Here is a 17,546-nt window from a genome sequence, read left to right as displayed (position 1 = left end):
TATTGACTTCTATTAGAACTCTAAGTATATTTTGTGCATGGACATACACTCTTCGCTCAGTTTTCGTTTGCATACGCTCGTCTATACGCTCGACGCTATCGCCGACCGAGTCATCACACAAAGCTCATCTATCAACTTTTCACAGTTTCTGACGCTGCTGTGTGTTTATCAGAATCCAAACACAACCCAAAAGTTTGTCGCAGGCTGGCTTCGAGTGGCTGAAGCAACGGTCAGTTACACCATACAGAAGCTATCTGATGCAAAGCTAATATCTGTTAGTAAATCAACGTTTGATACCAGAAAAAACACCGTTAGGCTTACACCCGAAGGCATCACACTCGTAGAGAGCCTGTACGCCAAGCTTGAGGAGTCGTCAAAGCACTTATTTTCTGTGCTGCCAAAAGGACGCCTCGCTCAGCTCGACAAAGACGTCGAAAAACTTGTAAACACACTAAACAATAAGGTTAGTTAGCTCTTGAAAAGTATCTACGCTACGCGTACTATGAGCGCAAACCTGTTGGCAAAAAGATTCAGGCCGTGCGTGATGAAATCACCTGGGCAGAGCATATAGTGTTCGTCTACCCAAACTGGTGGAGTAACTCAAGACTCGGGTGCTTCGTTTTAACTGTGGGATAAAAACGACACATGTATTATATTTGGTGCGGTTCGGACGGCGAATAAGGTGACACGTAAGCAGTACCTCAAAAAAGTACTTCATCTCGGGAAGAAACACGTATAGACGACCCGCCCGGTGCCTCCGCTGATTTATCAGCGGGAGAACCGCAAAACTAAAACACCTTCTTCAACTTCCAAAAAACACGGCGGGTGAAATCTCAGAAAATAATCCAAGAGTTTTTAGTTTGTCGGAATACATCGCGTGGCACAGGTGTCGAGATGAAGCTTAGTCGCTCTGCTCAATCTCAGTTCGAACTTGGTTATAAAGCTCCACCAAAACTACTTTTAAATCGCTAGAAGGTATTTTGTTATTATTGTTGTATCACAGGCCTAATCTAGATGAATGATTTTGACATAGAAACGTGCAATGCTAACGTGACAAAAATTAGCTCTATCGAAGGCGGCCGAGTCGATATCGAGCTCGACAAGACATGCTTTTATCATCGTGGTGGCGGTCAAGATTGGGACACGGGTACAGCCACAACAGATGAAGCAGTACTTCTCGTTCAGGAAGTGCGGGCTCGATGAAGAAGGGATTGTTCATCATATCGGCGCTTACGAACAAGGTTCACTAGCTATCAGCGATACGGTTCATTGTACTGTCGACCACGAGCGACAGATGTTAGATTGGTCTTTGTGCCTGTTGCTGATATGCACACGGTGGTTCGTCACGTACCGAGCAATATACCGCGACAAACAAACCAGCCAGAGTTGTAATGTACAGTGAAAATTTTGGCATACCTTGTGGTGGAACTCACGTCAAGAATCTTAGCAAAATTGGTCATGTGTATGTACCAAAGCTCAAAGAAAAGAAAGGTGTAATTCGCGTAAATTATACCGTTGAGGGGATTAACTAGCTAGTAGGTTGTCTGCGAAGACTGAAAGATTCAGCAAGACCTTGAAGTTTATAGACGTCAACTTTATCTGTTTCGGTAGATTGAAATACGTCGGTAATGTGGCATCAGAAATAGACTTTCCGAAAAATCGTCGCCCAAACGGGCGGCCTTCGCTTTCCAGAGCCAAACGTTCTCAAGTGATTATTCTGTTTAGGAAAGAATCAGAGCTGAAAGCTCGACCATCTGCTAAAATTGTATAGACATGTCTACAGAAAAAAACACTCCGGCTAAATCACAAATATATGAACACATCGCCCGTCTTAGAGAGCGGATATATGGAGTAATCACACTCCTTGGCATAAGCATCGGCTTGCTCATCAATAGCAGTACCGTCACAGCACCCTACGCACTAGCGGCGATTACAACCGCAGCGCTAAGCCTGTGGGTAGCTGGCGTCTTCTCCGAATTAGTAGCATACCGTGTTGTCCATGATGCGCCACTACCAAAGCGCGAGCTAATGCGTCATGTTGTCAAACACAACGGTATACTTGTTGCGGCAGTTCCTTCGCTTATCTTTCTTACAGCATCTATCTTACAGATTGTTTCACTTCGTACGGCGCTCATTGTCGATATCGTTCTCAGCATATTTAACCTCAGCGTAATCATGGTACGCGCTGCAGTGACTCCAAAAAATAGCGTGACTTCAATACTCATGTCACTGGCCGCGCAAGCTCTGATTGCGCTTTTAATTATTGCGCTAAAAGTAGCATGAGACATAAGTTCAATTCGTCCGTCTCTCTTAAGCACAAAATATACTAAGTATTCGAGCTGCTAGCCATGACGTCGTTCGCGCTTATCGATATGTTCATACTTTAGCCCATAGTGATGTGCGATCTCATGCCACAAGGTTCGCTTTACCTGTTGAAAAAGTTCCCCTGCATCACGAGAAGTCATGCAGAGCGGTAGTTTAAAGAGTGTAATTTTATCTGGCAATATACCGCTATAGCTCGAGCTAAGTCGCGAGGTTTGCGGAATGCCTTCGTAAAGTCCGAGTAGCAGCTGGCCACTGCGCACACCCTGCTTCTGTAGCTGTTGAGCGGTTGGTTCGTCGGCAAATGTAATAACAACATTATTCAGGTTTTTTATATATTCCTGAGGCAATTCATCCATCGCCTGCGTAATCATTGTGTCAAACTCAGCGTCTAGGATATCGTTCATTATTGTCCAGAGTAGTCACAAACCGTATAGTCATAAAGCTCATCATAGGTAATCTTGCCCAGTTGATCAGCCTTTGCCGCAAGTTTTTGTTTACGACATTCGTTCGACTTGATACTCGCCTGGCGCGCGCGTTCTTGTTGCGCCCGCTCGGCAGCTCGGCTTGCCTTGTCTTGCTCACCCCGCCAATACAAATATGCCCCAGATGACATAAGCCCGAACACCAGGATAGTTGTCGCAATTATATACTGTCGGCGAGACGGTCTCCAGCTGGGTAGACGCAGTGTACGTCGTGGCTTATTTTGCACCGATTTCTTTTCAAGCAATGCCGATGTACGGTATATCGACATCGTTTTTTTACCGATACGCTTAATATTTGGTCGGTGTGGTCGTGGTGAAACATTCCCTCGCAACATTTGTTTATATGATATCACACTCTGTAAAAACACAGATTATTGTGATATCATGACATATGTGTGGCTCTTTAGCTCAGTTGGTAGAGCAGAGGCCTGAAGAGCCTTGTGTCCCCAGTTCAAGTCTGGGAGGAGCCACCAAACTGTACCTAACAATAGTCGATTATTCTCTTTTGGTATCCACAAGGCTCTTCAGGCCTTGGCCTTCAGAGCAAATAATGGCTGAGGGCTCTGTCCCCAGTTCAAGTCTGGGAGGAGCCACCAAGTTTTGATAGCCTGCGCGCGGGTATCGTATAACGGCTATTATGCTACCTTCCCAAGGTAGAAACGAGAGTTCGACTCTCTCTACCCGCACCAGAATTGGACTAATCAGGAAATTGTCGCCCAGGTGGGCGGCTTTTTCTTATTTATTTACATTTTATCCCAAACTCAGCTGTAATAAATGGTTTTGAATTAGAACAGGCTTGCTTGTTGGGGTTTTCTGTCAATCATAGTGATAGCTGAGCCAACTTCAACCCTATACCCAAACATGTCTGTAAGCCATACACCGTAATAACGATCATTATTTTGTAGCACCAAGTATCTGCCAACAACTCCCGCTACGTGTCCTGACATGGGTTTATTGCCAAATGGCTCAATGGGCTCTTTGGGGTATAACCCAAAAAAGAACATGTCTAGGTTCGATACGATCTTACTCTCTTCATACCCTAAATTTTTTAATATTTCTAGAAAGACATGCTCTTCGTCAGCGATGCGTATGACGGATTCGTATGCGGCAGCTTTTTGCTTCTTGGTAACACTATTTTTCAGTCCTTTTTGAATAAGCCTTTGTTCCAGGTTGTGTGCCATTGTTGCATTTGAATATGAACCAATAACCACATACAGCATTGCACCCTGTTCGTATAGTCGCTCGCGCCCCCTTGAGTCCGACATAATGCCCACTTTCGCTACACTGTTCCCAAAATAGGCAATATATACCGAATGTGGCTGGTCGTTATAGATGGCCTGCTTTTGAGATATTTGAGTTGTGTTATAAAATGCCGGATTGAAATCAGTCTTTTTGCGGCAGACAAAACATGAGTCATACGATGAGTCTACTTGAGCATCATTGTCGCAGGCATGGTTCTTGTGAGCGTTAATATCGTACCAGCCCGTGCAATACTTCGTATGGTAGTCTACTGTCAACGACATCGGCATGTCTTTACTCAATATATATTTGTGCAAGGATTTGTTAGTCCCAAGCAAAAGGTATGGTGGTGCATTTGGCACGATAGGGCGCGAAACAATGACTAGACCGCGTGTGCTCACAAAGTTGTGTCTTTCCTGTAGTTCCTTTTCGCTTCTAGCCAGCGCGCATTACGTTCTTTTTCGTCTTCAATTTCAAATATTTCCTTCGGATACTTTTTATCTTGCATTTCAATCTTTTTTGCAATCGCATCGGGTATGTCTATGCCGTACCTGTCGGCAAATTGAATGGCATAAATCATAATATCTGCTAATTCGCTTGCCATGTCTTCTTTGCTGCCAAACGAATCGTCATGCCATTGAAAGTACTCTAGCAGTTCGTTGGCCTCTAGCGAGAGTGATACTGCAAGCCCTCGTGAATCGTTGGTTTTATCCCACTTACGTGCCATAACATACTGCATGACAGTGGAATATACTTCCTCAAACGTAACTTTTTTCGTCATAAATCCCCTTTGGTTAGTGCTATTTTATCACCCATTACTCACCATGTGAAAGCTTGCGCACGACCCCCTATCAACACGATTTACGGCAAGAATTGACCATTGCCCAAAACTCCTAGTCTACAAAAAATTAAAAATACGCACTCGCTTGGAGTGCGTATTTAACATTTGTCACTAGTTTGTTTCTTTTGCCATGAATTTCTTCACGCTGTCGACCGTGTCCATGAACTGGTTTGGGAAGATAATGGTACTGTTTTTTTCGACAGCGATTTCGGTCAAGACCTGCAAGTTGCGTAGCTGTAGCGCAATCGGGTGCGCAGCAATGATATCAGCGGCCTCACCAAGCTTCTTGGCACTCATTTGCTCACCTTCAGCGGCAATAATCTTGGCACGTCGCTCACGCTCGGCTTCGGCCTGCTTGGCCATAGCTCGCTTCATTTCTTGTGGGAGTTCAATATTCTGTACTTTGACATTCTCGACATCAATACCCCACTTGTCGGTTTCGCTGTCGACAATTTCCTTGATCTTTTCGCTAATTGCTTCACGGCTGGCAAGCAGCTCATCAAGGTCGGCACCGCCCGTCACGTCACGCAGCGCCGCCTGGGCAAACTGGCTTGTCGCATAGACATAGTTGGTGGTTTCAAGCATGGCTTTGGCGCTATCGACGACACGCAGATATACTACCGCATCGACACCAATCGTCACATTATCTTTCGTAATAACTTCTTGTTTTGGTACATCAATAGGCATGCTGCGTACATCTACACGCATCATTTTTTGAAAAATAGGCACGATATAGCGAAGACCCGGCTCGCGTACACCAGTATATTTACCAAGAGTCAGTACAACACCACGCTCATACTGGTTAACAATCTTGAGTCCACTGAACAAAAATATCAATAAAAATATAAACCCTGGGAATACCAATGTCATTAAGCCTACAATTACTTCCATATTTCCTCCTTGTTATACCTACACTATATCATTTCAGCGCATTAGCGATAAGCGCATCGATCAGCTCCGGATAGTGCATACCTGCCGCACGCCATAACTTGGGATACATACTGATATTGGTAAACCCCGGTAGCGTATTCACCTCAATGACGTAGGGCGTATTGCCTTCAAGTAAATAATCTACTCGTGCCAACCCTTTACAGCCAAGAACTGTATATACATTCAAAGACGTGGTGCGGATTTTCTCTTCAACTCCATCTGCTAACTCTACGTTCGTTAAGACTTGCGCCGTACTATCAGGTGCATATTTATCGTTGTAGTCATAAAATTCCGCACCTGTAATAATTTCTCCAATTCCACTTACTTTATGGTGTGGCGGGTTTCCAAGGATGGCCGTTTCAAGCTCACGACCAACAATTGCTTTTTCAATAAGCACCGTGTCATCATATTCGAGCGCAAGCTTAAGGGCTGCAGCAAATTCGGTTGCAGTGCGCGCTTTGGATACGCCGACTGAGCTACCCGCGCGTGAGGGCTTAATAAACAATACTGTACCCAACCGTTCCGCGACAACTTCGTATCCAGGCTTGGTATCTCCGCGCCGATAGACGATAAATGGTGCGGTGCGAATCCCGCTTGCCTCGAGCACCTGCTTGGTTAATACTTTGTCCATACAAACGCTGCTTGCTGTCGTGTCGCACCCGACAATCGGTATATGCGCTAGTGCTGCCAAGCCCTGTACGGTGCCATCCTCACCATTTTTACCGTGCAGAATAGGCAATATGACATGCGGATGAATAATAGTATTTCCCGGCAAGGTCATTAAGCTTCCGCTTCCGGGTGCAACAAGCAGCTGCACGCCACCGTGCTGGGATAGACTATCTTGCCAACTATCGAGTAGCCACCATTTTCCTTGCCGATCAATATAGCACAGCAGCACTTGGTATTTGTCACCATCCATCGCCGCATACACATTACGCGCACCCATAATAGATACATCGTGTTCAGACGACTCTCCGCCGAATAGTAATAGTACGGTTTTTCGAGTCATGGTGACTCTAGTATACTACATACATGACACGTGTGCCGCTGGCGGAACAAATGCGACCAACAAACTTGGATGATGTGATCGGTCAATCACATCTTCTTTCCAAGGATGCAGTAATCCGAAAGATTGCCGAATATAAAGAACCCGTAAACCTCATCCTATGGGGCCCACCCGGCACCGGCAAAACAACACTTGCGCGTATTATTGCTAAGGAAGCAAACGCCGATTTTATCGAATTGTCAGCTGTAACCGCAGGTAAAAAAGATGTCCTGAAGGTGGTCGAACACGCACGACAAAACTGGAACTTGGGTGTGCGTACAATGTTATTTGTTGATGAAATCCATCGATTCAATAAAGCACAGCAAGATGCTTTTTTACCACATGTTGAGAGCGGGCTCATAACGCTTACTGGTGCAACAACTGAAAACCCCAGTTTTGAAATCATTAGTCCACTTTTGAGTCGTAGTCATGTTCTGGTATTGCAACCGCTTAGCCACGACGAAATCAAGACAGTTCTTAGGCGAGCACTCAAATATCTCAGGAAGACAAAAGCAATAACACCGAGTGCTCTCGACTATTTGACCGAATTGAGCGGTGGTGACGCTCGAGTGGCACTTGGTAACCTAGAGTTAGCACTTAGTATCAATGGAGAAAAAATTACACCCGATATAGTGAAGGTTGCTGCCCAAAAGAAACTTCCGGGCTACGACAAAACCGGTGACATGCATTACGACGTTATCAGTGCTTTCATCAAAAGCATGCGAGGTAGCGATGAGCGCGCAACAACCTATTATCTTAGTCGTATGATCGATGCGGGTGAAGATCCAAAATTCATTGCCAGACGCATGGTGATTTTTGCCAGTGAAGACATAGGTCTTGCGGGAAACGGCGCTTTAGCACTTGCGGTAGCTACTTTTCAAGCCGTCGAGCGAATTGGCATGCCAGAAGCAAATTATAGTTTATACCACTGTGCTATCGCTCTAGCACGCTCAGCAAAATCGCGTGAAGTCACGGAAGCTATGCACGAAGCGAAAAGCCTCGCACAGCGCCACCCCCATTCACCCGTTCCGCTTCATATTCGTAACGCACCCACCAAACTCATGCACGAGCTTGGTTACAGCAAGGACTACCAGTGGCAAGCTGGCTTCGTGCCATCACACGGCTTTTTGCCTGACGAAATAACAGGGTCTACACTATAGTAAGGAGAGCTATGAAGCATATTTATGAAATACACACTGCAGTATGGCTCCAAGACCTAAGCAGGCGCTACAAACAAACAATCACCCTCGCCACCGTCCCTGACGATATCATTAACCGCCTAAAAACCTACCATATGGACACTGTGTGGCTTATGGGAGTGTGGCAGCGAAGTCAGGTCGCAGCCGACATCAGCCGTCAAGACACTAAGCTTGTTAGCGAGGTCCGACAACTGCTCCCAGACTACTCCCCTGGCGATATTATTGGCTCAGCATATGCAGTAAAAGCATATGTGGTCGACGAGCGCTTTGGCGGCAATGCTGGGCTTGCTGTATTCCGACAACAACTTGCCCGTCATGGGATACAACTCATACTCGACTTCGTTCCTAATCATACGGCGTTTGATCACGCGTGGCTCCGTGAGCATCCTGATTTTTATATCACTGGCGAGTCGAGGCTCGCGCTCAATCAGCCCGAACACTACTACCAAGTTGGCACTTTGGCTATTGCAAAAGCGGCGGATCCAAACCTGTCGCCTTGGCCTGATGTCGCACAGGTCAATGCATTTTCTCGTGGCTACCGCCAAGCCAGCATCGCCACACTACAGCATATTGCCACTCTCTGTGATGGGGTGCGCTGTGATATGGCGATGTTACTACTAACTGATGTCGTCGGGCGAACCTGGGGAGATAGGGCCGGACAAGCTCCAGACCAAGAATATTGGAGTGAGGTTATTCAAGCAGTAAAAATCACAAATCCGGCATTCATATTTATTGCCGAAAGCTATTGGGACACTGAGCGCAACCTGATTCAACTTGGTTTTAATGCCTGCTATGACAAGCCGATATATGATGCGATGGTAAATAATGACACCGAATCAATCGCACGGCGCAACCAGCAGCTCGTCGATATTAGCGAGAAACTCGTCCATTTTCTTGAAAATCACGACGAGAGACGAGCTGCTTCGGTATTCACCAACGAACAGATCCAAACATATAGCCAGCAGCTACTGGCTATGCCCGGGCTTTGCCTATGGTACGACGGACAATTCGAAGGACACCGTACCCAGCTTCCTGTCCATATTGGTCGAGGCCCTAAAGAATCGACAGATACTTCGATCGAATCTATCTACAGTTCACTACTCAGCTAATGTGTCGGTCAGCGGATGTTCGTAGCACTCTACAATCACACCTTCGTATGGCCTGAGGCACAGCCTGCCTTCGTCGTCGATATCGGGGTAGTCTACCGGATTGGTGCAACACAGCACTCTTCCTTTATGCGGCAAATTTACTGTGTTGTCGGTACGGCCAAAGTTTAAAGCGACGAAAATGTGCTGATCCCCCAACCAACGAGCAAACATAAATACCTCTGCCTCAAGCTCACCAAATGCCTCATATGTGCCGTTTCGTAAAATATCATGACGACTTCGCAGCTTAAGTAAGCGGCGGTAGAGCGCAAGAAAAGAGTCAGGCTCGCGCTGCTGGGTAGCAACGTTATGCCTAGCTACCGTGCGACCTATTGGTAACCACGGCGCCGCAGTACTAAAACCAGCGAACACTTCGTTACTCCATTGCATCGGTGTACGTTCGGGGTCGCGAGTTGTCGTGACATCACCAGAGCTAAACGCACGTAGATCTTTAATTTCATTTTCTGCAATTGGCGTATTTGGCATACCAATCTCGTCGCCGTAATAAATCGTAGGGAGTCCAGGCAGTGACATCTGCATCAGTGCGATCAACCTAGCCTGCGGTTCACCGCCCATACGACTAACGATACGTGCTTGGTCATGATTGCCAAAACAATATACCGGCGTATGTTCATCTTGGTTTAACATACCTTGAAACTCGGTAATAAACGTGCGGAAAGCATCGGCATAAAAATCCGTCCAGACACCTTCAAAATTGAATGGCATACTAACTTTCGGGTTGATGCCATAGAAACCGAGATACTGCTCTTTGGTGCTATAGTTAGCGTCTGGGTAGTCTTCGAATATCATTATTCGATTATCGTATTCGGCAATCACATCAGTTAGTTCACGTAAATACGGAAAAAGATTTTTCCAGAAGCGACTATATTTGTGGACGAGCGCATCGTATTCCTGTGACGCACCGTCGTATGAATGAACGTGCAACTTATTGCGAGGATCATCGCGAAATTTTGGATCTTTACTGAGCCAGCGAACCGCGTCAGCTCGAATCCCGTCAACGCCAATATCAAGCCAAAACCTTAGAACATTTTTCATTTCTCTGCGCACAGCAGCATTATCCCAGTTCAAGTCTGGCTGACTGGCCAAAAATGTGTGCAGGTAGTACTGCTTGCGAGATGCATCGTATTCCCAGGCTGGACCTCCAAATATACTCACCCAGTTGTTTGGCGGTCCACCGTCCGATTTACCATCACGCCATACATAATAGTCGGCGTAGGGATTCGTTTTCGACTTTCGCGACGCCTGAAACCACGCGTGACGGTCGGATGAGTGGTTGGGCACGAAGTCAATCATCACATTGATCCCTTTTTCGTGCGCTTTGGCAATCAGCTCCTTAAAGTCCTCGATACTACCAAATGTTTCATCAATATCACAGTAATTACTCACGTCATAGCCCATGTCGGCCATCGGTGAAGGAAATATGGGCGAGAACCATATAGCATCGACACCAAGTGAATCTTTTGTACCTTGTAGATAGTCAATTCGCTCAATTACTCCGCGTAAATCACCAACACCATCACCATTCCCATCCATGAAACTTCGCGGGTATATTTGATAAATTGCGTTAACATCGCGCCAAGGTATCATGTATACTCGATTTTGTCATCAAGAGACTCGCCATACAATGGATTGAGCGACCCATATACAGGCATGATTGCAACCACCGCAGTTGCGGTGGTGGATTTTGCCGTATTCGTGACTTTGTCAGATGTTGATTTTCGTTGGAGCAGCCAGTGTAGCATACTTTGATTATTATACTGCTTGTGTGGTCAAATAACAAGGGTAACGGTAGTAAACTTTGTCTTATTTACGTATTTACAGCTTGTGCTTCGAGTAGTATGATAGAGACATAAAACGGTGGAAAAATAAAAAGGAGAGCCATGAAAAGCAAGCAAATTCCAGTTCAGTATTTGGGCGAAGCTGCAGTTATTGCACTGCGCTAAGTCGGTGTCTCTCAAACAATCTATCGTGCTTTTATCGACACTGCGCGATAGATTTATTTATTTACTCGTTTTCTTTGGTTTGAATCAAGGTATCTCTTGCGTAAACGCAAATTTTTCGGCGTGACTTCAAGTAACTCATCGTCTTCAATGAAATCAATACACTGTTCGAGACTTAAGTCGATATAGGGGGTCAACTGAACGGTACCGTCACTTGATTTTGAGCGCATGTTCGTAAGGTGCTTAGCCTTACAGACATTGATTTCTAGATCATCCTGTCGGTTATAGCGTCCGACAATCATGCCGGCATACACCTCTGTAGCTGGCCCTACAAACAGCTCGCCACGCGCTTCAGCAGCTTCGAGTGCGTAGGGAGTTGTCGTACCAGCTTCAAACGCGATTAGCACGCCGTTTCGTGTACGCGGCAGCTTGCCGCCCATAGGTGCATATCCATGCGGCAAGCTGTTCATAATAACCGTGCCTTTTGTGTCGGTCAGAAGAAGATTGCGTAAACCAATCATTGCTCGAGTTGGCAAGTGGTATGTCATACGAGCACTGCCGCTGGCTGTCGTTTCTTGTCGCACAAGTTCGGCACGGCGCGAGCCTAACTCCTGACTAACTACTCCGATAAATTCCTGGCCAATTTCAATTTGCAACTCCTCCATTGGTTCTTTTGTCACCCCATTTTCTACAATCGTCACAACCTCAGGACGTCCAACTTCAAATTCATACCCCTCTCGTCGCATGGATTCGATCAAAACAGAAAGGTGGAGCTCTCCACGCCCACTAATAGTGAATCCGATACCATTTTCTACCACGCGAAGCGCGACATTGCTTTCCAGTTCACGCTGCAATCGATCGCCGAGTTGTCGGCTGGTATTAAACTCGCCTTCACGACCCTTCATAGGGCTGGTATTGGGGCCAAGATACATGCTTATTGTTGGAGCTTCGATGCTAATTGTAGGTAGCGGCTCCGGTGCGGCTTTGTCAGCAACAGTATCGCCGATGTGCGCATCGCCCAGGCCAACAAGTGCGACAATATCGCCCGCTCCTGCTTCGCTGATTTCTTCACGAGTCAGACCTCGATAACCAAAAACTCGTTCAATTTTACCAGCAACAGCCTCTCCATCACGTTTCATCACCACCACCCCTTGACCACGCGTAGCGATACCGCGCGAAATGCGTCCAATGGCATACTTACCTACAAATGAGTCGTACTGTAAAGCCGTGACAAGCAGCTGCAAGGGCCCGTCTGATACCTTTGGTACAGGAATATGTTCTAAAATAGCCTTAAATATTGCCGTTAGGTCAGCATGCTCACTTGGATTATCAGGAAGAGATTTCCATGCTTTGCCTTCGCGCGCAATCGCATAGTAGGTCGGATAGTGAAGCTGTGACTCATCGGTTGCAAGCTCGAGAAACAAATCCGCCAGCTCGTCTTCCACTTCGGCGATGCGTCGGGCCGGTTTGTCAATTTTGTTGATAACCACCACCGGAGCAAGACCAAGCTCTAGTGCTTTTGTCAGCACGAATTTTGTTTGCGGCATTGGCCCTTCTTGGGCATCAACAACCAGCAGCACGCCATCTGCCATATTGAGTGTTCGTTCGACTTCTCCGCTAAAATCAGCGTGTCCAGGTGTGTCGATGATATTAATCTTATAGTCACCGTAGTAGATGCTCGTCTGCTTGGCGGTAATAGTGATGCCGCGCTCATGCTCTTGGTCGCCGCTGTCCATAATGAGTGTTTGGTTCATTTCAGCCTGATTATCCCGAAATGTATTGCTCTGTTTTAATAACCCGTCGACAAGTGTTGTTTTACCGTGGTCGACGTGCGCTATGATAGCGATATTGCGAATATATAATGCGTCTTTCATAAAATAATGGTCTGCGTACGACAGACCTTCCTTATTAACAGTATACCACAGTCGACGGTGTATTTAAAGGGGTGCCATTAATTCCCCGACGCATCGAAGTAGTACGAGCAGTAAGTGGTGTTCGCAGATGAATCATACCTCCTAATATAGGGCTTACCGAGACAAGATAGGTTACCTGATACAGAAAATTCGAAAAAGACCGAATCAGGCCATGCAGAACCGCCAGGATAGTCGTTAATCTGAAAATAAACTCCTCGATATTTAATGCCATAATTAGTTGAGGTCCTTATTGCGCCCGAGGGCACGGTACCTATAGTGGTAAGCATAGTGACAAGACTGTCATTTGCCTGGCCCCATGAAGAGCCGTTCGCAGTATCAATCCCACATGAACCTGCTTGAAATCCGTTTGCCGCTGGGTATTCGCCTACTTTGCCCAAGCAATTTGTATTGGCAACAATAGGATACGTACCATTAAACGTGTGGTAAGTGTTCATAAGCTTAGCGGTATTACTGACATTTGTATAAACCTGTGCCATATATGCCCGTTCTTGCACACCCCGATATGCCACAACCACTACAGTGGATATGACACCAATAACAGTGATGACGACCAGTATCTCTACAACAGTAAAACCTAGTTTTTTATGCATAAGCTATACATCTACTATACTACGCATCGGGAAATACTATAAACTAAAGTAATTTGGTGGAGCACAGCAGACTTGAACTGCTCACCTCTTCCATGCCATGGAAGCGCTCTACCAGATGAGCTAGTGCCCCAGATATAAATAGTGTAGCAAAAATTACCTCTCGTGATAAGAGGTAATTTTCTGCTGTTACGCGCCCACCCGGGGCACTGGTGTGGTGTAAGATTTGTTTGTTTTTACGCTACGGGTACCCCGTATGCGTACCAGCATGAACATAGTATTATGCATATGCTAATAAAATGCAAGTCATTATTGCATACAGCTACTGCTAGTATTATCTGGATAAATGTGCTTAACTATACATGTTCAGAAACAAGTACACACGAGAAATGAAAATTAGTATCTACTATTCTTTCAGGACAAACGGAACTTTGGTCGATCTGACGGTAAAGTAATAAGAAAGAATAGTATGTCAAAAGCAAATCTATTTGTAGGCAGCCTTGCCTACGCAACCACTGACGACAGCTTGCAAGCATTTTTTGCAACCGTTGGTCCTGTTGCTAGCGCGCGTGTTATCACTGATCGTGATAGCGGTCGCAGCAAAGGTTTTGGTTTTGTCGAGTTCGAAAACGAAGATGACAACCAAAAAGCTATTGACCAGTTAAACGGCAAAGAGCTCGATGGCCGCACCATTGCAGTCAGCGTAGCTCGCCCTAAAGAAGATCGTCCACGTGGCGACTTCGGTGGTGGCAACGGCGGTTCATTCCGTCAGCGTAGCTGGTAATCACTTCCCCGTACCTGTAATAAACCTCGTCTTTGTGGCGGGGTTTATTCGTGTAGTTGTGCTTTGAACATGGTGTAGTATTCACCACGCAACTTCACAAGCTCGGTATGTGTCCCTGATTCAACAATTCTCCCCGCCTTCATCATATAGATCACGTCTGCTTTCTGGACAGTTGTCAATCGATGGCTAATCGTAATTACCGTGCGGTTTTTATCGGCAAACAAATGGTCGAATATACGCGCCTCAGCGAGCGCATCAATTGCACTGGTCGGTTCATCGAGAATAATAATTGGGCTATTTCGATAAAAGTTGCGGGCCAGTACAAGGCGTTGCCATTGTCCCCCAGATAAATCAGTGCCCGGGTTACCGTCATCGTCTTCAGCCCACTTATCAACAAAGGTGTCAGAACCTTGCGGAAGTCTGTCAACGAAACTCTTTGCCTCAGCGCGAACAAGTGCCTGCTGGAATCGATCTTCATCGTACGGACGAGAAACGTCCCCAAAAGCCACATTGTTGCGTGCGGTCGTAAACCAAAAGCTCAGATAATCTTGCTTCAACACACCCAACATGGCATGCCAAGAAGACAACTGTACCCCCGCTAGATTCTTACCGTCAAGAAATATCTTGCCCCTAGTCGGACGGTATATGCCAAGAATAAGTTTAATGAGAGTACTTTTTCCAGCGCCATTTTCGCCGACAATGGCTATATGCTGATTGGTCTCGATAGCAAAGCTAATATCGTTTAGTACGCGGGCTTTTGACTGCGGATACGTGAATGAGACGTGTTCGAGCCGTATCCGGCCAGGAACAGACTTCAATATAGTGCCAGCGCCAGTGTTTTTTGTAAGTTTCATGAATGCTTCATAGTCAAAAAGCGTCGCCAGATCCTCATCCATTCCGCTAAAGCGACTAATCACCTCGCGGGTGCCTGATAGCGTCTGCGAGACCATTTGCTGAGCATACAAAAACTGTCCTACCGCCTGGCGACGCGCAATAATCTCTAGTACCACGTATATCAGTGCTCCTACTTCTACAAAAGCTTCCAGCAGTTGCGCCAAAAGACGCTTACCAATATAGCTTCGCTCAAAATCAATACGCGTTTTTTCGTCTTGAGCGCGCAAATCGGCGTGCCAGTTTAGCATATATTTTACCAGTCCATAGATGCGTAGCTCGGCAATATTGCGCGACTGGAAGACACTCCATTTAATCTGACTCATCGTCCGACGCGTGACAACGTTTTCTTTCCAGTGTGCGCTCTGCATTCTCGAAAGCCTAAACTGGAAATACATGCTTGGTATAACAGCTGCGACAAGGAGAGGCGACATCCACCAAGCAACGGATGATACAGCGATGATGGCTACGACTGCACGCAAAATGCCACTCAGCATACTCGCGATATCGTCGAAAAATCGCGAAAAATAAAAGGCAAAATTTTGCGCTTTATCGAACAGATCTGCCGTTTCTTTGTCGTCATAATACCAGTACTCTAGCTCAACAAAATGACAGTATAGGCTGTCGGTAATTTCGGCGTCAATCTTATACTTGGCCAGCTCTCCAATATAGCGTGAAATACTGCCCCAGGCTGTCGATATAAGCCCAAGCATGGCTGTTATAAATACGTAGGTAAGTGCTGTTCGGCCGGCCGCAGCATCTCCTGAATACGCCGCCACAAGCGCTGTTGTTGTTGCAGCAGCAAAATAAGCTATCGTAATCGGCAGAATTGCCTCAATCACTGCGCCCACAAGTTTAAGTGCTACCGCAATGGGTGACGCCTTATAGGTCGTACGAGCAACACTCCAGAGCGCTGTCAAAACCTGCTTAGTTGACATTTTGCGTTTTGCCATAAAACTACGACCTACCTTACAAGCGGTGAGTTAAGCCACGGCAGATTAAGTCCGGCCCAACTGGCAAGCAAACCGTAGCCGTTGAGAAGCCACACGGTCACAACAACCGTCAGTGCTGTCAGACACCAAAATAAAGCTTTAATAAAAAATGGCTGCGAAACAAGCCACTTCTGCCAAGCATCATATTTTGTATGAACATAGTTATGAGCATCGCTTGCCCATTCAAATTCAGTCGCGAGAATAGATAATCCAATAAACACTACTACCCAACCGGGACCAGGGTAAGGAATCATAATGACACCCACAAGCAGAACGGCCCATCCGGAAAATCCAATGAGTATTTTACGAGTACTATTTGGCAGTTTTCGCATTTGCTCTTCCTCTTGCTACACCCGAAAATTGAAGAATGCCGGGCATTTTATAGTACTTTGGAATCACCTCACCGGCTAAAATAATCGCAAGCAAGACGGCAAATCCACACATAATAGAGGGTATGCCGGCTACTGTTTCTGGATTGACGATATTAACAAATGTAGTAGGAGTAATGAAAGCCAAATAGCCCACCATCAAAGCGCGCAGTGCGGCCGCTTGGTTAGGTTTGGCCTGTCGTTTGGCCATCATCCAGCAATAGACGGTGCCTACAATTAACCAGCCGTAGTAGTAAAGACCGTAGAGCGTCGATGTGCCAGGTGCGGTTTTGAATATGACGTAATTGCCGAGGCAAGCACTTGCCGTCAACCCATTACCAGCAAACATAAAAAAAGCAGCAAACATTCCAGCCATTGTATAGCCGATTGCTACTGCTACCGTATCACGCCTACCCGCTAGCCGGGTTGCCAAATGAAAGCCCAGTGGCGGTAGCATCGTGATCGCTATATAACCGAGTCTTGACCACGACAAACTATCGACGCCAAAACTTCCTTCACACACATTGTATTCAGCAAGCTGAAAGACAGCGAGAAAGAACAGGATCGAAACAGCAAGCTTTGTAATACTCGTCAATTTATAGCGCCATGTAACATAGGCAGCAAGACTAATTTCGATGGCAAATGTCGCCAACATCACTGGTGGCGAAAAGCAATAGAGTGTGTTTTTGTTTATATGTCGCATACACACAGTATACCAGCTACTCATAGAATACCGTTTTAAAAATTTAACTCTTTTCTGTTGACTCTGTTGCAGTACTTTATTATAGTTAGTGTGTATAGTACACTAACAGAAAGGATGCGT

At 46.1% G+C, this 17,546-nt stretch carries 20 protein-coding genes and 3 tRNA genes; 9 read left to right on the top strand and 14 right to left on the bottom strand.

The genetic code is table 11. The annotated features are described in order from the left end of the window. The first annotated feature begins 37 nt into the window (after window positions 1-37). The 4 genes from IPM09_01145 (at window position 38) to IPM09_01130 (ending at window position 2,283) form a co-directional block, all read left to right on the top strand. Window positions 38-472: a winged helix-turn-helix transcriptional regulator gene (locus IPM09_01145; protein ID QQS22135.1), complete on the top strand. Its 435-nt coding sequence runs from the start codon at window positions 38-40 to the stop codon at window positions 470-472. Between the two features lie 578 nt (window positions 473-1,050). Then, on the top strand, window positions 1,051-1,203 hold the full coding sequence (locus tag IPM09_01140; GenBank protein ID QQS22134.1) for a hypothetical protein: 153 nt from the start codon (window positions 1,051-1,053) through the stop codon (window positions 1,201-1,203). A gap of 188 nt (window positions 1,204-1,391) precedes the next feature. Then, entirely contained in the window at window positions 1,392-1,532 is a 141-nt protein-coding gene (locus tag IPM09_01135; protein ID QQS22133.1) for a hypothetical protein, read from the top strand. 241 nt (window positions 1,533-1,773) lie between these two features. After that, window positions 1,774-2,283 carry a hypothetical protein gene (locus IPM09_01130; GenBank protein ID QQS22132.1) on the top strand — a complete coding sequence of 170 codons (510 nt, stop codon included), beginning with the start codon at window positions 1,774-1,776 and terminating at the stop codon, window positions 2,281-2,283. 59 nt (window positions 2,284-2,342) lie between these two features. On the opposite strand, the gene IPM09_01125 is transcribed toward IPM09_01130, so the two are convergent. Continuing rightward, complete coding sequence (locus tag IPM09_01125; GenBank protein ID QQS22131.1) at window positions 2,343-2,729, bottom strand: metallopeptidase family protein; 387 nt, start codon at window positions 2,727-2,729, stop codon at window positions 2,343-2,345. Continuing rightward, a complete protein-coding gene (locus IPM09_01120; GenBank protein QQS22130.1) occupies window positions 2,729-3,142 on the bottom strand; it encodes a hypothetical protein in 414 nt (137 codons plus the stop codon). The genes IPM09_01125 and IPM09_01120 overlap by 1 nt, the downstream gene beginning before the upstream one ends. 62 nt (window positions 3,143-3,204) lie before the next feature. Between IPM09_01120 and IPM09_01115 the strand changes: the two genes are divergently transcribed. Next, a tRNA-Phe gene (locus tag IPM09_01115) sits at window positions 3,205-3,280 on the top strand. Between the two features lie 141 nt (window positions 3,281-3,421). Next, window positions 3,422-3,496, top strand: a tRNA-Gly gene (locus IPM09_01110). Window positions 3,497-3,592: 96 nt separating this feature from the next. On the opposite strand, the gene IPM09_01105 is transcribed toward IPM09_01110, so the two are convergent. The 4 genes from IPM09_01105 to IPM09_01090 all read right to left on the bottom strand — a co-directional run bounded on the left by IPM09_01105 (window position 3,593) and on the right by IPM09_01090 (window position 6,826). Further along, the gene (locus tag IPM09_01105) at window positions 3,593-4,447 is read right to left on the bottom strand and encodes a DUF2797 domain-containing protein (protein QQS22129.1); all 855 of its coding nucleotides are present in this window, start codon (window positions 4,445-4,447) and stop codon (window positions 3,593-3,595) included. After that, on the bottom strand, window positions 4,444-4,827 hold the full coding sequence (locus tag IPM09_01100; protein ID QQS22128.1) for a nucleotide pyrophosphohydrolase: 384 nt from the start codon (window positions 4,825-4,827) through the stop codon (window positions 4,444-4,446). Before IPM09_01100 ends, IPM09_01105 begins: the two co-directional genes overlap by 4 nt. Before the next feature lie 171 nt (window positions 4,828-4,998). Beyond that, complete coding sequence (locus IPM09_01095; protein QQS22127.1) at window positions 4,999-5,778, bottom strand: slipin family protein; 780 nt, start codon at window positions 5,776-5,778, stop codon at window positions 4,999-5,001. Between the two features lie 28 nt (window positions 5,779-5,806). Then, a complete protein-coding gene (locus IPM09_01090; GenBank protein QQS22126.1) occupies window positions 5,807-6,826 on the bottom strand; it encodes a D-alanine--D-alanine ligase in 1,020 nt (339 codons plus the stop codon). A 23-nt stretch (window positions 6,827-6,849) separates the two neighbouring features. Between IPM09_01090 and IPM09_01085 the strand changes: the two genes are divergently transcribed. Together IPM09_01085 and IPM09_01080 are read left to right on the top strand one after the other, a co-directional pair. Further along, entirely contained in the window at window positions 6,850-8,022 is a 1,173-nt protein-coding gene (locus IPM09_01085; GenBank protein ID QQS22125.1) for a replication-associated recombination protein A, read from the top strand. Between the two features lie 11 nt (window positions 8,023-8,033). Next, window positions 8,034-9,170 carry an alpha-amylase gene (locus IPM09_01080; protein ID QQS22124.1) on the top strand — a complete coding sequence of 379 codons (1,137 nt, stop codon included), beginning with the start codon at window positions 8,034-8,036 and terminating at the stop codon, window positions 9,168-9,170. Here IPM09_01080 and IPM09_01075 read toward each other — a convergent pair. The 5 genes from IPM09_01075 to IPM09_01055 all read right to left on the bottom strand — a co-directional run bounded on the left by IPM09_01075 (window position 9,159) and on the right by IPM09_01055 (window position 13,821). Continuing rightward, on the bottom strand, window positions 9,159-10,760 hold the full coding sequence (locus tag IPM09_01075) for a DUF3459 domain-containing protein (protein QQS22123.1): 1,602 nt from the start codon (window positions 10,758-10,760) through the stop codon (window positions 9,159-9,161). The genes IPM09_01080 and IPM09_01075 overlap by 12 nt on opposite strands. Before the next feature lie 50 nt (window positions 10,761-10,810). After that, entirely contained in the window at window positions 10,811-10,969 is a 159-nt protein-coding gene (locus IPM09_01070; protein ID QQS22122.1) for a hypothetical protein, read from the bottom strand. Between the two features lie 254 nt (window positions 10,970-11,223). After that, window positions 11,224-13,041: a translational GTPase TypA gene (typA, locus tag IPM09_01065; GenBank protein QQS22121.1), complete on the bottom strand. Its 1,818-nt coding sequence runs from the start codon at window positions 13,039-13,041 to the stop codon at window positions 11,224-11,226. 77 nt (window positions 13,042-13,118) lie between these two features. Then, the gene (locus tag IPM09_01060) at window positions 13,119-13,691 is read right to left on the bottom strand and encodes a prepilin-type N-terminal cleavage/methylation domain-containing protein (GenBank protein ID QQS22120.1); all 573 of its coding nucleotides are present in this window, start codon (window positions 13,689-13,691) and stop codon (window positions 13,119-13,121) included. A gap of 54 nt (window positions 13,692-13,745) precedes the next feature. Beyond that, window positions 13,746-13,821: transfer RNA gene (locus IPM09_01055), tRNA-Ala, on the bottom strand. A gap of 336 nt (window positions 13,822-14,157) precedes the next feature. Between IPM09_01055 and IPM09_01050 the strand changes: the two genes are divergently transcribed. Further along, window positions 14,158-14,472 (top strand): RNA-binding protein, encoded by a 315-nt coding sequence (locus IPM09_01050; GenBank protein ID QQS22119.1) that lies wholly within the window; start codon window positions 14,158-14,160, stop codon window positions 14,470-14,472. 44 nt (window positions 14,473-14,516) lie between these two features. On the opposite strand, the gene IPM09_01045 is transcribed toward IPM09_01050, so the two are convergent. Genes IPM09_01045 through IPM09_01035 form a run of 3 tightly spaced genes read right to left on the bottom strand, consistent with a single transcriptional unit; the run spans window position 14,517 to window position 17,426 of the window. After that, window positions 14,517-16,316, bottom strand: a complete 1,800-nt coding sequence (locus IPM09_01045) for an ABC transporter ATP-binding protein (GenBank protein QQS22118.1) — start codon at window positions 16,314-16,316, stop codon at window positions 14,517-14,519. An 11-nt stretch (window positions 16,317-16,327) separates the two neighbouring features. Then, window positions 16,328-16,687, bottom strand: a complete 360-nt coding sequence (locus IPM09_01040) for a TIGR02611 family protein (GenBank protein ID QQS22117.1) — start codon at window positions 16,685-16,687, stop codon at window positions 16,328-16,330. Continuing rightward, the gene (locus IPM09_01035; GenBank protein QQS22116.1) at window positions 16,668-17,426 is read right to left on the bottom strand and encodes a hypothetical protein; all 759 of its coding nucleotides are present in this window, start codon (window positions 17,424-17,426) and stop codon (window positions 16,668-16,670) included. Before IPM09_01035 ends, IPM09_01040 begins: the two co-directional genes overlap by 20 nt. Window positions 17,427-17,546: the final 120 nt, after the last annotated feature.

The sequence above is a fragment of the Candidatus Saccharibacteria bacterium genome, assembly GCA_016700015.1.
Lineage (GTDB): Bacteria > Patescibacteriota > Saccharimonadia > Saccharimonadales > Saccharimonadaceae > Saccharimonas.
The sequence above is the reverse complement of the archived record's forward strand: the minus strand, read 5'-3'. Positions and strand labels throughout refer to the sequence as shown.

Bases quoted from the DNA above. Each gene is read 5' to 3' on its own strand.
- IPM09_01080 (QQS22124.1), top strand. From the start codon at position 8,034: ATGAAGCATATTTATGAAATACACACTGCAGTATGGCTCCAAGACCTA.
- IPM09_01145 (QQS22135.1), top strand. From the start codon at position 38: ATGGACATACACTCTTCGCTCAGTTTTCGTTTGCATACGCTCGTCTAT.
- IPM09_01095 (QQS22127.1), bottom strand. From the start codon at position 5,778: ATGGAAGTAATTGTAGGCTTAATGACATTGGTATTCCCAGGGTTTATA.
- typA (QQS22121.1), bottom strand. From the start codon at position 13,041: ATGAAAGACGCATTATATATTCGCAATATCGCTATCATAGCGCACGTC.
- IPM09_01045 (QQS22118.1), bottom strand. From the start codon at position 16,316: ATGGCAAAACGCAAAATGTCAACTAAGCAGGTTTTGACAGCGCTCTGG.
- IPM09_01125 (QQS22131.1), bottom strand. From the start codon at position 2,729: ATGAACGATATCCTAGACGCTGAGTTTGACACAATGATTACGCAGGCG.
- IPM09_01130 (QQS22132.1), top strand. From the start codon at position 1,774: ATGTCTACAGAAAAAAACACTCCGGCTAAATCACAAATATATGAACAC.
- IPM09_01090 (QQS22126.1), bottom strand. From the start codon at position 6,826: ATGACTCGAAAAACCGTACTATTACTATTCGGCGGAGAGTCGTCTGAA.
- IPM09_01070 (QQS22122.1), bottom strand. From the start codon at position 10,969: ATGCTACACTGGCTGCTCCAACGAAAATCAACATCTGACAAAGTCACG.
- IPM09_01085 (QQS22125.1), top strand. From the start codon at position 6,850: ATGACACGTGTGCCGCTGGCGGAACAAATGCGACCAACAAACTTGGAT.
- IPM09_01040 (QQS22117.1), bottom strand. From the start codon at position 16,687: ATGCGAAAACTGCCAAATAGTACTCGTAAAATACTCATTGGATTTTCC.
- IPM09_01050 (QQS22119.1), top strand. From the start codon at position 14,158: ATGTCAAAAGCAAATCTATTTGTAGGCAGCCTTGCCTACGCAACCACT.
- IPM09_01035 (QQS22116.1), bottom strand. From the start codon at position 17,426: ATGCGACATATAAACAAAAACACACTCTATTGCTTTTCGCCACCAGTG.
- IPM09_01075 (QQS22123.1), bottom strand. From the start codon at position 10,760: ATGGATGGGAATGGTGATGGTGTTGGTGATTTACGCGGAGTAATTGAG.
- IPM09_01135 (QQS22133.1), top strand. From the start codon at position 1,392: ATGTACAGTGAAAATTTTGGCATACCTTGTGGTGGAACTCACGTCAAG.
- IPM09_01120 (QQS22130.1), bottom strand. From the start codon at position 3,142: ATGTTGCGAGGGAATGTTTCACCACGACCACACCGACCAAATATTAAG.
- IPM09_01100 (QQS22128.1), bottom strand. From the start codon at position 4,827: ATGACGAAAAAAGTTACGTTTGAGGAAGTATATTCCACTGTCATGCAG.
- IPM09_01060 (QQS22120.1), bottom strand. From the start codon at position 13,691: ATGCATAAAAAACTAGGTTTTACTGTTGTAGAGATACTGGTCGTCATC.